The organism is Vibrio sp. SBT000027, assembly GCF_963894355.1.
GTDB classification, from domain to species: domain Bacteria; phylum Pseudomonadota; class Gammaproteobacteria; order Enterobacterales; family Vibrionaceae; genus Vibrio; species Vibrio splendidus.
Genome location: NZ_CAWQGD010000004.1, coordinates 906943 through 921164, shown reverse-complemented (window position 1 = coordinate 921164; position 14222 = coordinate 906943). Strand labels below are relative to the sequence as shown.

Annotated in this window: 10 protein-coding genes; 7 read left to right on the top strand and 3 right to left on the bottom strand. The window is 43.4% G+C overall.

The window, feature by feature from the left end; genetic code table 11:
• Positions 1–79: 79 nt before the first annotated feature.
• Positions 80–2305 (bottom strand): NADP-dependent isocitrate dehydrogenase, encoded by a 2226-nt coding sequence (locus AACU28_RS14035; RefSeq protein WP_121603086.1) that lies wholly within the window; start codon positions 2303–2305, stop codon positions 80–82.
• Positions 2306–2626: 321 nt separating this feature from the next.
• On the opposite strand from AACU28_RS14035, the gene AACU28_RS14030 reads away from it, so the two are divergent.
• A complete protein-coding gene (locus AACU28_RS14030; protein WP_102540031.1) occupies positions 2627–3355 on the top strand; it encodes a pseudouridine synthase in 729 nt (242 codons plus the stop codon).
• Between the two features lie 137 nt (positions 3356–3492).
• On the opposite strand, the gene AACU28_RS14025 is transcribed toward AACU28_RS14030, so the two are convergent.
• On the bottom strand, positions 3493–4500 hold the full coding sequence (locus AACU28_RS14025) for a porin (RefSeq protein WP_017083949.1): 1008 nt from the start codon (positions 4498–4500) through the stop codon (positions 3493–3495).
• Positions 4501–5016: 516 nt separating this feature from the next.
• Here AACU28_RS14025 and dinG point away from each other — a divergent pair.
• The 5 genes from dinG (at position 5017) to AACU28_RS14000 (ending at position 9951) form a co-directional block, all read left to right on the top strand.
• Positions 5017–7107, top strand: a complete 2091-nt coding sequence (gene dinG / locus AACU28_RS14020; RefSeq protein ID WP_121603085.1) for an ATP-dependent DNA helicase DinG — start codon at positions 5017–5019, stop codon at positions 7105–7107.
• A 128-nt stretch (positions 7108–7235) separates the two neighbouring features.
• Positions 7236–8015: a sulfite exporter TauE/SafE family protein gene (locus AACU28_RS14015; protein ID WP_004736543.1), complete on the top strand. Its 780-nt coding sequence runs from the start codon at positions 7236–7238 to the stop codon at positions 8013–8015.
• 22 nt (positions 8016–8037) lie between these two features.
• The gene (locus tag AACU28_RS14010; protein WP_121603084.1) at positions 8038–8586 is read left to right on the top strand and encodes a primosomal replication protein; all 549 of its coding nucleotides are present in this window, start codon (positions 8038–8040) and stop codon (positions 8584–8586) included.
• Positions 8576–8746: a pleiotropic regulatory protein RsmS gene (gene rsmS / locus AACU28_RS14005; protein WP_121603083.1), complete on the top strand. Its 171-nt coding sequence runs from the start codon at positions 8576–8578 to the stop codon at positions 8744–8746. The genes AACU28_RS14010 and rsmS overlap by 11 nt, the downstream gene beginning before the upstream one ends.
• Positions 8747–8817: 71 nt before the next feature.
• A complete protein-coding gene (locus tag AACU28_RS14000; protein ID WP_121603082.1) occupies positions 8818–9951 on the top strand; it encodes a ribosomal protein uL16 3-hydroxylase in 1134 nt (377 codons plus the stop codon).
• Between the two features lie 158 nt (positions 9952–10109).
• Here the strand turns inward: AACU28_RS14000 and AACU28_RS13995 are convergent, their stop codons facing one another.
• Positions 10110–12227 (bottom strand): methyl-accepting chemotaxis protein, encoded by a 2118-nt coding sequence (locus AACU28_RS13995; RefSeq protein WP_054542790.1) that lies wholly within the window; start codon positions 12225–12227, stop codon positions 10110–10112.
• A 499-nt stretch (positions 12228–12726) separates the two neighbouring features.
• Between AACU28_RS13995 and emrD the strand changes: the two genes are divergently transcribed.
• Entirely contained in the window at positions 12727–13932 is a 1206-nt protein-coding gene (emrD, locus tag AACU28_RS13990; RefSeq protein ID WP_121603081.1) for a multidrug efflux MFS transporter EmrD, read from the top strand.
• Positions 13933–14222: the final 290 nt, after the last annotated feature.

Genomic DNA, 14222 nt, shown 5'->3' with positions numbered 1-14222 from the left:
TTGGTCTACGATCTAACTGTCAGACCAAGCAACTCGTTAGTAAATCATGACCATAATTTGCTAACGGTGAGTCTAATCACTATGCGTCAATGAATGCGTTCAGTGTTGAACTTGGACGCATTAGTGATGAAACCAATGCATCATCAAGTAGGTAATAACCACCTAAATCACCTGCTGGACCTTGAGCGTTGTTTAGCTCAGCAACGATAGCTTCTTCACTTTCAGCCAATTGACTTGCCACACCTGCAAACTCAGCAGCAAGGTCAGCGTCAACCGTTTGCTCAGCAAGCGCTTTAGCCCAATATGCTGCTAGGTAGTAATGGCTACCACGGTTATCAAGCTCACCTACTCGACGTGAAGGAGATTTGTTTTTATCTAGGAACTCACCCGTCGCTTTATCAAGCGCGTCAGCTAGAACTTGTGCTTTAGCATTGCCAGTGACCACGCTTAGGTGCTCTAGAGATGCCGCTAATGCCAAGAATTCACCCAGAGAATCCCAACGCAGGTGGTTTTCTTTCTCTACTTGTTGCACGTGCTTAGGAGCAGAACCGCCAGCACCTGTTTCAAACAGACCACCACCGTTCATTAGTGGAACAATCGATAGCATTTTAGCTGACGTACCAAGCTCTAGAATTGGGAATAAATCCGTTAGGTAGTCACGTAATACGTTACCTGTAACAGAAATAGTATCTAGACCTTCTTTGATACGAACCAATGAATATTGAGTTGCTTCAAGTGGAGCAAGGATCTTAATTTCAAGACCATCAGTATCGTATTCAGGAAGGTATGCTTCTACTTTCTCAATAAGCTGAGCGTCATGCGCGCGAGACGCGTCTAGCCAAAATACCGCAGGAACACCCGATGCACGAGCACGAGCAACCGCTAGCTTAACCCAATCTTGAATTGGTGCATCTTTAACCTGACACATACGGAAGATATCACCTTCCTCCACGTCTTGCTCAAGAAGCACTGAACCTGAAGCGTCTACAACTTGAACCTGACCAGCAGCTTCAAGGATGAAAGTCTTATCGTGAGAACCGTACTCTTCCGCTTTTTGAGCCATTAGACCAACGTTTGGTACACTGCCCATCGTTGTAGGGTCGAAAGCGCCGTTCTCTTTACAGAAATCAATAACAGCTTGGTAGATGCTCGCGTAGCTACGATCTGGAATCATTGCTTTCGTGTCTTTTTGCTTACCTTCTGGATCCCACATTTGACCTGAAGAACGTAACATTGCAGGCATCGATGCATCAACAATGATGTCACTTGGAACGTGTAGGTTAGTAATGCCACGGTCTGAGTCAACCATCGCTAGTGGAGGCTGAGTTTCGTATACTGCTTGCAGGTCAGCTTCGATTGCCTGTTTCTGATCTTGAGGAAGTGCAGCGATTTTTGCGTATACATCGCCGATGCCGTTATTTACATCAACACCTAACTCGTTGAACAGCTGACCGTGCTTAGCAAATACGTCTTTGTAGTAAACCTTAACCGCATGACCAAAAATCACTGGGTCAGACACTTTCATCATCGTCGCTTTCATGTGAAGAGAAAGCAGTACACCTTGCTCTTTAGCCGATGCGATTTCTTTCTCAAAGAACGCAACCAAAGCAGCTTTGTTCATCACTGACGCATCAATGATCTCTTTATCTTGCAGTGCAAAAGCTGGCTTCAGTGTTTTCTTCGCGCCATCTTTGCCAACAAATTCGATGCTCACTTCTGTGGCACCTTCAATCGTTACTGACTTTTCGCTACCGAAGAAGTCTTTGTCGTCCATACTTGAAACGTGCGACTTAGAATCTGCAGACCATGCACCCATTGAGTGTGGGTTCTTCTTCGCATAGTTCTTAACAGAAAGTGGAGCACGGCGATCCGAGTTACCTTCACGTAGTACAGGGTTTACTGCACTACCTTTGATTTTATCGTAAGTCGCTTTAACGGCTTTCTCTTCGTCAGTGTTTGCTTCTTCTGGGTAATTAGGAAGTGCGTAACCTTTTGACTGTAGCTCTTTGATCGTTACTTGAAGCTGAGGTACAGATGCAGAGATGTTTGGAAGCTTGATAATGTTCGCTTCTGGTGTCTTAGCCAATTCACCTAGTTCTGCTAATGCATCACCAATACGTTGCTCTTCGTTCAAATAGTCAGGGAAGTTGGCAATAATACGCCCTGCAAGTGAAATGTCGCGAGTATCAACGTTAATACCAGAAGAAGCTGTAAAAGATTGAATGATTGGCAGCAGAGAGTAAGTTGCTAGCGCCGGAGCTTCGTCTGTAATGGTATAGATGATCGTTGGTTTTTCAGTAGGCATGAAATTTCCCTATAGTTCTTACAAGCTCATTTAAAGTATTGAGCATGTTATAAATTGACCAGTAAGCCACTCAAAGAGTGAAAACTGCTTACTCGATAGTCGTACTCTATCTTATTTTTCATGCAATCTTGATGACAGCATGAACCAAATCCGTGAGTGCGTTGTTATAATAAAACACGAAGGTATAATTAAACAAATCAGGCTTAAGAGTCCATCAACTTGTTCTATTTTGTGTCTTTTAGGCGCGCAAATGATAGCTCAATTCCGTTTCAGTGAAAACTTTTCAGCACACTTCGTTTACATTTTTGCAAGGTAGTTAACATGTCTACTCGCTCACACAGCGTATCTCGTTCAGACAAACCAGCTCGTGCTGGTGCAACATTAAAACAAAGCGGTAATAGACAAAACCGAAGCAGTGATAAAAATAACACGGGTAGTTCGCATAAAAAATCGCACTCGAGTAAGCACCGATATAAAAGTAAACCTACCAACGTGAAACCTAAGGTGGCAATCGAAGATCGCAAAGTCATTTTGTTCAATAAGCCTTTCGATACTCTCAGCCAGTTCACTGATGGCGAAGGCAGGAAAACACTCGCAGACTTTATTCCTGTTAAAGATGTTTACGCGGCGGGTCGACTTGATCGCGACAGTGAAGGGTTAATGGTCTTGACCAATGATGGCATCTTCCAAGCCAAATTGACTCAACCAAACTCAAAATCACCAAAGACTTACTGGGTGCAGGTTGAAGGCGCACCTTCTGAGGAAGATTTAGATAAATTGAGAAAAGGTGTGGAGCTAAAAGACGGCATGACACTGCCTGCTCAAATTGAGGTGATGTCTGAACCTGTTGTGTGGGAAAGAACCCCTCCAGTGCGTTTCAGAGCCGCAATACCGACAACATGGTTAGCGATTACTATCATTGAAGGGCGTAACCGTCAGGTAAGACGAATGACAGCAAATATCGGCTTCCCTACCCTGCGACTTATTCGCTATTCAATGGGCAACATGAATGTAGGACAACTTCAGCCTGGTGAGTGGAAAGAGATTTAAAGTGATACTTCGATAAGTAGAGAAATGGCCGCTATATAAGTGGCCATTTTTATATGCATTGATGAATTTCAGACACAAAAAAGCCAGTCATAAGACTGGCTTTTATCAACATTTAACAATTACTGATTAAGTAACTATTAGAAGCTGTAGAATGCAGCTGCGAAGATGTAAGTTTCTTCGTCGTTGCCTTTACCAGCATCGATGTCTTGTAGGATATCGATACCCATATCTACGCGGTCGTTAAGTGTGTACATTGCAGCAACGTTTACGCGAGAGATGTCTTTGTCAGCTTTGCCATCTTCAGTAGTAGAGTTAGCGTTGTAACCAGCGGCAAGAGTTAGTTGCTCAGTTACTGGGTAACCGGCAGATAGGTAGTAGCCAACTGTTTCTAGGTTAGTAGTGTTCTTAGTCGCTGTTTTGTCGTCTGAACCATCGTTAATCCAGAAGTTAACACCTAGGTCTAGCTCACCAACTTTAGAGTTACCAGATACAGAGTAAACTTGGTAATCAGCTTCGTCACGAGTTTCGTAACCACCGTAAACATTTACTACTTCGCTTTCAAAACCAACGTAACCGTTCACGCCTTTATCAGCAGCAGAGTGGTCGTCATCAGTTTCGAAGTAAGAGATACCGTAAGCGAAGCCTGAAGTAGCGCCTTGGAACTTAACTACGTTGAATGCATCAGAAGCATCACCAGCAGAAGAACCGAACTCGTAAGTCATGTCGCCAGCGCCATCAACTTTATCAAGAGCAGTATCGTTTTCCCAACCGAAAGATGCAACACCAACACCAGTGTCAAAACCTAACCATGCTTTATCAACGTCAGTACCGAATTCGTTTTTAACGCCGAAGCCGTTGTCGTTTTCGTCAGTTGTCCAGTTAAGTTCGAAATCAGTTTCGAAGTAACCAACTAGGCGGTTGTTTTTGTAGCTAACTGCTAGAGTAAGAGCTGTTGCCCAGTCATCGTACATCGCGTTAGTTTTAGTATCGTAGTAACCACCAAGACCAAGTGAACCAGAAACAGAGAACTGTTCTTTGTGCATTGGGTCAAATTCAAATGTTGGTTTTGCGTTGCCTAGGCCTACGTTCGCGAAAGCTGAAGTTGAAGCTGCTGCGATTGTTAGCGCTAATAGAGTCTTTTTCATAATAAATCCACTGCCTTTTCTAAGAATGGGAGATCCTTGCCCGGTTCCCTTTTTTTATTTTGTGCGACTGGTCATTACCACTCTTTGTTGGTTAATCACCGTCACTAAATTTCGAGGTCTAGATTGCAAAAGATTATCCTGCGTGTCAAATAAACTAAAAACACATCTAAAAAAAACACAAAGCAATAACAATCAAAGACTTACATTTTTTTTCATTGTTTTACGAGTAACTTATCCTTAGTTTTATCAGGAAATATAATAATATAAAAAAAGAACATAACAGCATTTAAAACCAGACAAGCCAATAAAAAAACAACAAATCAGAACTTAACACCTACAAGTCAGTCTTTTTTAATATTTATATTTCACAACATAAATAAAACCGTTAAGTTCCTGATGGTTCAGTTTTTTTTTGTGAACAAGATCTACCTTTGATTTAAAAGCAAGCTATTTCGCCGCAAATGTACCGACTAGTGATATGTGCTACTATCCTCGCTCCGTTATGTAGGTCACAGTATGCTAACTACTAAAATTCAAAAATCCATTCGCACCAGTTATCAAAACCTCCAAGATCAGTTGGACAACTTTGTACCTCGACGTGCTCAAAATTACCTAGTTGCAGAAATAGCTAAGACACTTTGTGGTCAATACCACAAAAGTAATCGCATGATTGTGGCTGAAGCGGGAACAGGAATCGGGAAATCACTCGCCTATCTCATGGCAACGATTCCTGTCGCTGTGCTAAATAATCGAAAAATCATCATTTCGACAGCTACAGTTGCCCTACAAGAACAACTCGTCAATAAAGATCTCCCTCTATATAGAAGACTTACTGATAGAGAGTTTTCTTTTATATTAGCGAAAGGAAGACAGCGTTATTGTTGCTCCGAGAAGTTAGCCGCTGCTTGTGGGCTTGATGGTGGACTAGTTGATGGTGGACAAATGGCCATGTTCGAGTCCAAACCAAAAAAGAAAGACATCGAACAACTCCAAACCATGTACCGCAGCCTAACCCAAGGTAAATGGGATGGCGACCGTGATTCGTGGCCAAAACCTATCGACAACATGATTTGGCAGATGATCGTCAGTGATAAACACAGCTGTAACAACAGTATGCCTACGCACAGAGACTGCCCTTTCCAAAAAGCGCGTTCAGAGCTAGATAAAGCAGACGTGATTATCGCCAATCACAGTTTAGTGATGGCAGATGCTGACCTAGGAGGCGGTGTGATACTGCCCGAACCAGAAAACAGCATCTATATATTTGATGAAGCTCACCACTTACCACACGTAGCCAGAGATCATTCCTCTGCGGCCGCAAGTTTAAAAGGAGCTGCATCGTGGCTCGAGCGTTTGAATCAATCCATCACCAAGCTTTCAGGCCTCGCCGACGAAAAGCGTGTTCATCGATTTAGAAATGAACTACAAGACTCAGTGCAACAGCTAATCCCTACCCTGACTCAAATGAGCAAACAGTTTGATGCTAGCCACTTTGAAGACGGCTTGTATCGCTTCGAGCATGGCGACTTACCTGATTGGCTAGAGAATGAATCTAAAGATCTCAAGCAACTCACACAAAAGGCGAGCCAGGCCGTTGCGAAGATTGCAGACCTGATTGCAGAACGAGTTAAAGACGGAGAGCTTTCAGCAAAGCTTGCAGAACCTGCACTTGCAGAAATTGGCTTCTATATACAAAGAACAGAGAACCTTGCCCAAGTTTGGCGCTTAATGGCTGAACCTAAGAGAGAGAAAGGAGCGCCTTTAGCACGTTGGCTTGAACTGAATAAAGAAAGTGAAGGCGATTTCGTTGTGAATGTTTCGCCACTAGAGGTGGGTTGGCAACTGGACCAACAGATCTGGAGTCGTTGCGTTGGTGCAGTACTCGTCTCTGCGACAATGAGAGCACTCAACTCCTTCAACTTTTTCTGCCATCAAGCAGGTATCAGTCAAAAAGCCGAGGACGGTGTACAATTTCTTGCTTTGGCATCGCCGTTTGATTATCAGAACCAAGCTGAGCTGGTTGTTCCTGCAATGAAGTACGAACCACAAGCACCTCAGTTTACTGAATATCTTATTGAAATATTGCCTAAGGTAATAGAAGACAACAAAGCCAATCTCGTTTTATTCTCTTCTTACTGGCAAATGAATAAAGTTGCAGAAGCTTTGGCAACAGATTTCGTTAAAAAGTCGTGGGCATTGCAGGTTCAAGGTGATACTTCACGAACCGAAATCCTAAAAAAACATAAAAAGCTGATAGACCAAGGTAAAACCAGCGTCCTTTTTGGAACGGGTAGCTTTTCTGAAGGTCTTGATCTACCTGGTGAGCTACTTGAAAACCTCGTGATTACCAAGATTCCTTTTGGTGTTCCTACCTCTCCTGTAGAGCGAGCACATTCAGAATATATTGAATCACGCGGCGGTAATCCTTTTATGCAGATTACTGTTCCAGAAGCGAGTAAAAAGCTTATTCAATCTGTGGGTAGATTGCTGCGTAAAGAACGAGATTCTGGTAGAGTCACGATCCTTGATAGACGCATAGTCACGAAGCGATACGGGAAATCCCTACTCGATTCGCTACCGCCTTTTAAAAGAACAATAAAATACTAATTTTACTGCCCTTAAGGTAGTTATGGGCCTGTCATCGCTAGGTCCTTGCATTCACAACCCAACATGGCTAATCCATTGATTATTCATGTGGCTGCCCTAACAGCCGATAACGAGAACACTAGCTATTTATGGAAATGATTGAGCCAACCATGTTGGTCATACTTGCCTTGGTTGCATTTGCAGCAGGCTTTATCGATGCTGTCGCCGGTGGCGGAGGGATGTTAACCGTCCCAGCTTTGCTATCGCTTGGTTTACCGCCACATATTGCACTCGGAACTAATAAGCTGGCCGCAACGTTTGCCTCATCAACTGCCGCTTTTACTTACTATCGTAAGAAACTGTTCAAACCTGAATGTTGGACCAATGCATTCATATCGACATTAATAGGTGCAACAATCGGCACCCTAACTGTTGATGCCATCAGTACAGAATGGTTAGAGAAGGTATTGCCATTAGTTATTCTTGCCGCTGCTGTCTATACCATTTTTCATAAGACTCCGGATGTGAGCCATAATGTATCTCCTAAACCGTGTCCGGTACTTAAAAGAAAACAAAAGTACCAAGGATTCATTCTTGGCTTTTATGATGGTGTTGCAGGCCCAGGTACTGGCGCGTTTTGGACGGTGAGTTCTATGGCGCTTTATCGCTTAAATATCTTACTGGCTTCTGGTTTGTCTAAAGCGATGAACTTCACTAGCAACTTCACCTCTTTGGTGACCTTTGCGATTCTCGGTCATATTGATTGGGTTCTAGGTTTAACCATGGGGCTTTGTTTGATGGCTGGTGCATTTGTTGGAGCACATTCTGCTATTCGCTTTGGTGCTACATTTATACGACCTGTCTTTGTGACTGTTGTGAGTGTCCTTGCGATTAAACTGGCTTACGAAGCGTGGTTTGTAAACTTATAGCCACCAGCCAATGGGAAGCGAAATGAACCATTTTTCAAATCTTAAAAGTGTACTGGATACCTTAATTGGGCACAGTTCTCAGGTCGACAAAGCCCGTGGTGCTTATCATCAAGCCTTGTTTGACCGAACCTTATTTAAGTGTAGCTCTTCTATTTTAATGCCCTACGCACTTGAAACTCAAGCAACGTACAACACCATTATTCGTGAACAACATACAAATCAACTGACCGCATCTCGGGCCAACTACCTGACGGAAAAGCTGACTAACCAGATAGCTGCAATCCAAAGGGAGCTCGCTAACCATGATTTACGCTTAGACCGAAAAAGTAAGTCAGGCAAAAATCTCAACGACCTATACAACGAACTCGCTCAGCACCAAGATTGGCAAAAGCGACTGGTCGATTTAGTACGAGTACGAAAGTTAGCGTTTGATTCTGCGCCTCGCCACAGTAAGAAAAAAGCGGACGAGGCTTGGCAATTAGCAAAAGAACGATTAGAACGCTGTGAAGACTCAATGAAAAATATTGAGAGACTGATTAACTTAGAGAACCCTAAGCGAAATGAACACTGATAACACATCATCACCACTGGATAATGCGCCAGAAGAAGTTAAGTTAGCTGTCGACCTGATCTATCTGCTCGAAAGCAACGAAATCGACCCAAAAGTGGCGTTAAAAGCAATTAAGATTGTCCAACAGGATTTACAAGCCAAACTAGCATCTAGCATCTAGCATCTAGCATCTAGCATCTAGCATCTAGCATCTAGCATCTAGCATCTAGCATAAAAACATACAGGATTCACATGTACCAACTTAGCTTTTCTATGCCCGAATTTCTTGAAAACTACTGGCATAAAAAACCAACCATCTTAAAAGGTGGCTTCCAAAACTTCGTCGACCCAATTTCGCCGGAAGAACTTGCTGGTTTATCGATGGAAGAAGAAGTGGATTCTCGCTTTGTTTCTAATCTCGATAACCAATGGACTGCAGAACATGGTCCATTCTCCGAAGAAAAATTTGGCGAGCTAACTAAAACACATTGGCAATTGATCGTTCAAGCAGCGAACCACTGGCACCAAGGTGCAAATCAGCTGACAGAAGCGTTCCAAGCTTTACCAAACTGGTTATTCGACGACCTAATGATCTGCTACTCAGCACCAGAAGGTGGCGTTGGCCCCCATATTGATCAATACGATGTATTCATCATTCAAGGCCAAGGTAAACGCCAGTGGAAAGTCGGCGCAAAAGATGTGGGCCAATACAAAGAGACCGTTCAAGCTTCTGCACTTCGTCAAATCGAAGGTTTTGAACCGATCATTGATGAAACCTTAGAGCCGGGCGATATCCTTTATATCCCACCGGGTTTCCCGCATGAAGGCAACACGTTAGAGCCATCAATGAGCTATTCTATAGGCTACCGCTCTCCTAAAGAGCAAGAGCTAATCAGCAACTTCGCCGATTTTGTGCTTGCTCATGATATGGGTGACGTTCATCTTCACGATCCAGAATTCAAAACGCAAGAAGGCTACGGCAAAATTCGTTCATCGGATTTAAGCAATCTCACTGACATGTTGAAATCTGCACTAGAGCAACCTGAAACCATCAGTGAATTCATGGGTTGTCTACTCAGCCAATCACGCCACCAGCTTGATATCGTCGCTCCTGATCCATTATGGACAAAAGAAGAGATCGCTCAGCACTTAGAGTCAGAAGGCGAGATCTGTCGAGTATCGGGCTTAAAAGCGCTCTACCATGAGAATGAAAGCAACACGGCTTACATCAATGGTGAAGTGGTCAAGGTTGAAGATGCGGATTCATCGCTACTAAACGTACTGTGTGATGACTCGGTGATTAACTCAGCAACCACTTTGACTCCTTCAGGTATCACTGTCGTGACTGAATTGGTAAACAAAGGTTACTGGTTTATCGAAGACTAACTTGGTTAATTGGTTTCGGTGGATATCATCGAGATCTAAAGCCTTAGAACCTTAGAAAAACAGAAAAGGGACAAATGAAATCTTCATTTGTCCCTTTTTCGATTCAACCGTTAGCTAAACTTAAATAGCCAAACCGTGAACAACTAGAGTGTCAACTACTAGACCTTGAACTGATTCACCAATTTCTGTTGCTGTTGAGATAGTTGCTCGATTTCGCTGCCCACTTGCTCAGAAGCTGCAGCTTGTTCCAAAATTTTCGCACTTAAGTCGCGAATGTTAACCACACTTTGATTCACTTCGCCGGATACCGATTGCTGCTCTTCTGCTGCTCTCACGATCTGGCTATTCATATCGCTGATCTCTTCAATTGAAGTGAAAATCGAACCAAGATCTTCAACTGCATTTTGAACATGTAACGCAGTATCGTTGGCTAAGATATTACCTTCTTGTATCGCTTCGACAACATCTTGAGTTCCAGCATGAACCTTGTCGATCACCGCTCTGATTTCACCAACCGATGATTGCGTACGACTTGCTAAGTTTCTTACCTCATCAGCTACAACAGCAAAACCTCGCCCTTGCTCACCCGCCCTCGCCGCTTCAATCGCCGCATTCAATGCTAGTAAGTTGGTTTGCTCAGAGATCCCTTCAATAACACTTAAGATTTCGGTGATGTTACCGTTATTTTTAGCTAACTCTTCAACAATAGGAACAGCGCTCGACATACGCTCCACCAGCTTTCTCATTTCTCCAGCTGAGAGCTCGATGACTTGTTGCCCTTGTCGAGCAGAACGGTTCGCTTCACAAGCAGCATCAACTGCAACTTCTGCATTTTGTACCACTAAGCCAGCAGTCTGAGTCATCTCTTCTGCAGCTGTTGCCACTAGATCGACTTCTTTAAATTGAGATTCACTGCTTTCACGTGTACTCGATGCTGATGCCTTAGCTTGACTTGTCGTACTCGCTACTTGCTCAGTGGTTTGAATCACTTCTTTAATCGTGTGCTGAAGCTTGTCTAAGAACAGGTTAAACCCTTGTGATAACTGACCAATTTCGTCTTGAGATTTCACTTCCAAACGCTGAGTCAAATCACCTTCACCAGAAGCGATATCATTGAGCCTTTCGACTACCTGTCGGATAGGCTTAACAATAGACAATGAAGAAAACGCGATAATAGCTAAACCAAAAAGAATAAAGATGATGCCTGCAATCACTTCCGTTTGGATGCCTTCGCTTACTTTAGTACTAATGATTGAATCCAATCGGTTAGCATCGGCAACCACACTCTCACGCGGGATCTCAAACAGCACGCCCCAAGTTTGGTTCGCCGCGGTAACAGGAGCAAATGCGAGTAACCACTCACCATTCTCACTCCACTGAGTCGTCACTTCACCACCGAAGATAAAGTCGGTCATTAAATCACTGTTGGTATTGTCACTTTGAAAGACCGAGCCGACTGCAATACTTGAGTCATCTGAAGCAATAACCGAACCGTCTAGGCTGACAACATAAACGGCACCAGCGCCATCAAATAAGCTTTGATCTGATTGCGTGACCACACTGGTCAAGCCATCTAGCCTTAGGTCAATACCCAAGAAGCCAATAGCAACATCATCAACTAAGATAGGTACTGAAATTGAAGAGGTAAGTAATGCAGTACCACCGCTGTTCACGACTCGTGGAGTACTAATACACGTTTGCCCTGAAGACAAAGGACAATAAAAGCGTTCGCTATTGCTATCATCGCTCAAGATAGGTTCTGACAGAACGTTCGCTAGAACATTTTCGCCGTTATCCGCCACCTTCCAATAAGGAGCAAAACGACCCTTTTCATTAGATCCAACATAGTCCGCATCGACATAATTCGCATCTTCACCATCAAGTAAATCAGGTTGGAAAACTAAATATGCACCTTGAATAGAATCAAAGTTCAAAACTGAGCGACGAACCATTTCATCTAACGCAGTACGAAGCTCTTCACTTGGGGTAAAGTTTTCATCCGCATTGTTCTTTAGAAACTGAGCACTGGCTGCTAACATTTCTGCGCGGTAAACCGCTTCGTCTACATAGCGTTGGGTTTCTTGAGCATTAAGCTGAGAAACAGACGCCAGCAACTGCTGAGTTTTATTGATAACTGATTCTGAGCTTTGAGATTTGATGACTTGTTGGTTACTGGTCGCGTTATAGATTGAAAAACCAATAAGAGACAGTGAAGTAATGATTAGACAGCAGCCTGCAAGCAGGGTGATTTTCCACTGTACCGATAGTGAGCGCATTTAATATCCTTATTTAAGCCAAAAGACTTCCATAACCGTAACTACCACATTGAGATGAATTGAAGAGCACAATGTAAATAAGTTTGACGAATAGCTTAGCGGATAATTACAGCACAAATTGCTTACATATAAAACGAAAGTTTACATAAATGTTAATAGGCCGTGTCTTTTGCCTTTTTTCTGTGATTTCAACTAAATGTATTCACGCCATCATGGGCCATGTAACTATTGAACTAACACTTTGGGCATAACCATAGCATCGAAATTTCTAGGAAAAACATTCCCCCTTTTGATCTTTGAGAACACAGTAACTTCGGATTAGTTTTAATAATCCAAACTATAGATTTTTATCTTGATCAACTTCACACTTTTTGATTGCTAACTCGGCATTCAAGATCTAATATCTCGCGCCTAGATTCCCTGAACACTTTATTCATTTGGCTCTCCTCAAAGGAGCGCTAAGGCTTTTTACGTCTTTATTTTTTGGAGAGATACGCAAATGTCCGCCTCGTTTCCATTAGCGAAACTTACCTTTTTAATCGCTATTCTGACTGCCGTAGGTCAAATGACTCAAACGATGTACGTGCCTTCTATCGGTCATATGTCGGGTGAGTTCTTGGTTTCGGCGTCTTCACTCCAAGCAGTGATGGCGTGTTACTTGATCCCTTATGGTCTGTCGCAATTTGTCTACGGTCCACTTTCTGATCGCCTAGGTCGTAAACCGATCATCGTGATTGGTTTGATCATCTACATCATCGGCACTCTGGTGGCATTGTTCGCTCACGAGTATGAATGGTTCTTAGCGGGTAGCTTTATCCAAGGTTTGGGTATCGGTTGTGGCGGTGCGATGTCTCGTACATTGACTCGCGACTGTTTTGAAGGCGCAGAACTGCACCGTGCAAACAGCTTAATTAGCATGTGTGTGATTTTCTCACCATTGATGGCTCCTGTATTGGGTGGTTACCTAACAGAAGCTTTCGGCTGGCGTTCTAGCTACTTGTTCCTTGCGCTGTTTGGTATCGCCGTTGTGATTACCATGATGACGAGCATGATGGAGACTCTGCCGAAAGAACGACGCAAGCATGAATCAGTTGCCAACAGCTACAAATTCGTTCTGTCTGACAAACGTTTCCAAGGTTTCTTATTGGTATTAGTCGCAACCTTTGCTGGCGTAGCGGTATTCGAAGCAGCGGCAGGCGTACTGCTTGGCGGTGTACTTGGCTTACCAGCAACCACAGTAAGCTTGTTGTTTGTCTTACCCATTCCGGGTTACTTGGTGGGTGCAGGCCTATCTAGTTACATCGCACAACGTCGCAGTGAGCGCCGCGTATTGAATGTTGGTCTAGTTGCTATCTTGGTAGGCTCAACAGTGGTATTTATACCGGGTCTATTCGGTCAAACAACAGCATTAACGTTGATTGGCGGTGCAACGATTTACTTCTTAGGCGCTGGTATCTTATTTCCAGCAGCAACTACGGGAGCGCTTTCGCCATTCCCATTCCACGCAGGTACAGGGGGCGCGATCCTCGGTGGTATGCAAAATCTAGGTGCTGGCATCGCAACACTATTGGCATCGTTCTTCCCTGCTCAAGACCAACTGCCACTCGGTTGCTTGATGATTGCAATGTCATTCATCGCCATGCTTGGTTTACGTTGGGTTAATCGTAAACCTGACCATTCAAACGAAATGCCATTAGCTATCTAAAGTAAAACTCGAACCCAGCCCAAACAACGAAGAGGGACATACTGAAAAGTGTGTCCCTTTTTTGTTTCGCATTTATTCCTTCCATTCTCACGTATCAGCAATTTCATTTAACATTACTTTGATTTTTTGAAAACAATAACAGACACTTACGCTGAAAGTGCATATCCAGAATCCAATTATAAATAACATCACTGGAAGAAACCTAACCAACAAAGGATGCTGGCATTAAAACGAGTAAGGTGCACACTAAGGATATAAAGATGCGTTTCGCTTTAACCACATTAGCCGTA

Bases quoted from the DNA above. Each gene is read 5' to 3' on its own strand.
- AACU28_RS14035 (WP_121603086.1), bottom strand. From the start codon at position 2,305: ATGCCTACTGAAAAACCAACGATCATCTATACCATTACAGACGAAGCT.
- AACU28_RS14030 (WP_102540031.1), top strand. From the start codon at position 2,627: ATGTCTACTCGCTCACACAGCGTATCTCGTTCAGACAAACCAGCTCGT.
- AACU28_RS14025 (WP_017083949.1), bottom strand. From the start codon at position 4,500: ATGAAAAAGACTCTATTAGCGCTAACAATCGCAGCAGCTTCAACTTCA.
- dinG (WP_121603085.1), top strand. From the start codon at position 5,017: ATGCTAACTACTAAAATTCAAAAATCCATTCGCACCAGTTATCAAAAC.
- AACU28_RS14015 (WP_004736543.1), top strand. From the start codon at position 7,236: ATGGAAATGATTGAGCCAACCATGTTGGTCATACTTGCCTTGGTTGCA.
- AACU28_RS14010 (WP_121603084.1), top strand. From the start codon at position 8,038: ATGAACCATTTTTCAAATCTTAAAAGTGTACTGGATACCTTAATTGGG.
- rsmS (WP_121603083.1), top strand. From the start codon at position 8,576: ATGAACACTGATAACACATCATCACCACTGGATAATGCGCCAGAAGAA.
- AACU28_RS14000 (WP_121603082.1), top strand. From the start codon at position 8,818: ATGTACCAACTTAGCTTTTCTATGCCCGAATTTCTTGAAAACTACTGG.
- AACU28_RS13995 (WP_054542790.1), bottom strand. From the start codon at position 12,227: ATGCGCTCACTATCGGTACAGTGGAAAATCACCCTGCTTGCAGGCTGC.
- emrD (WP_121603081.1), top strand. From the start codon at position 12,727: ATGTCCGCCTCGTTTCCATTAGCGAAACTTACCTTTTTAATCGCTATT.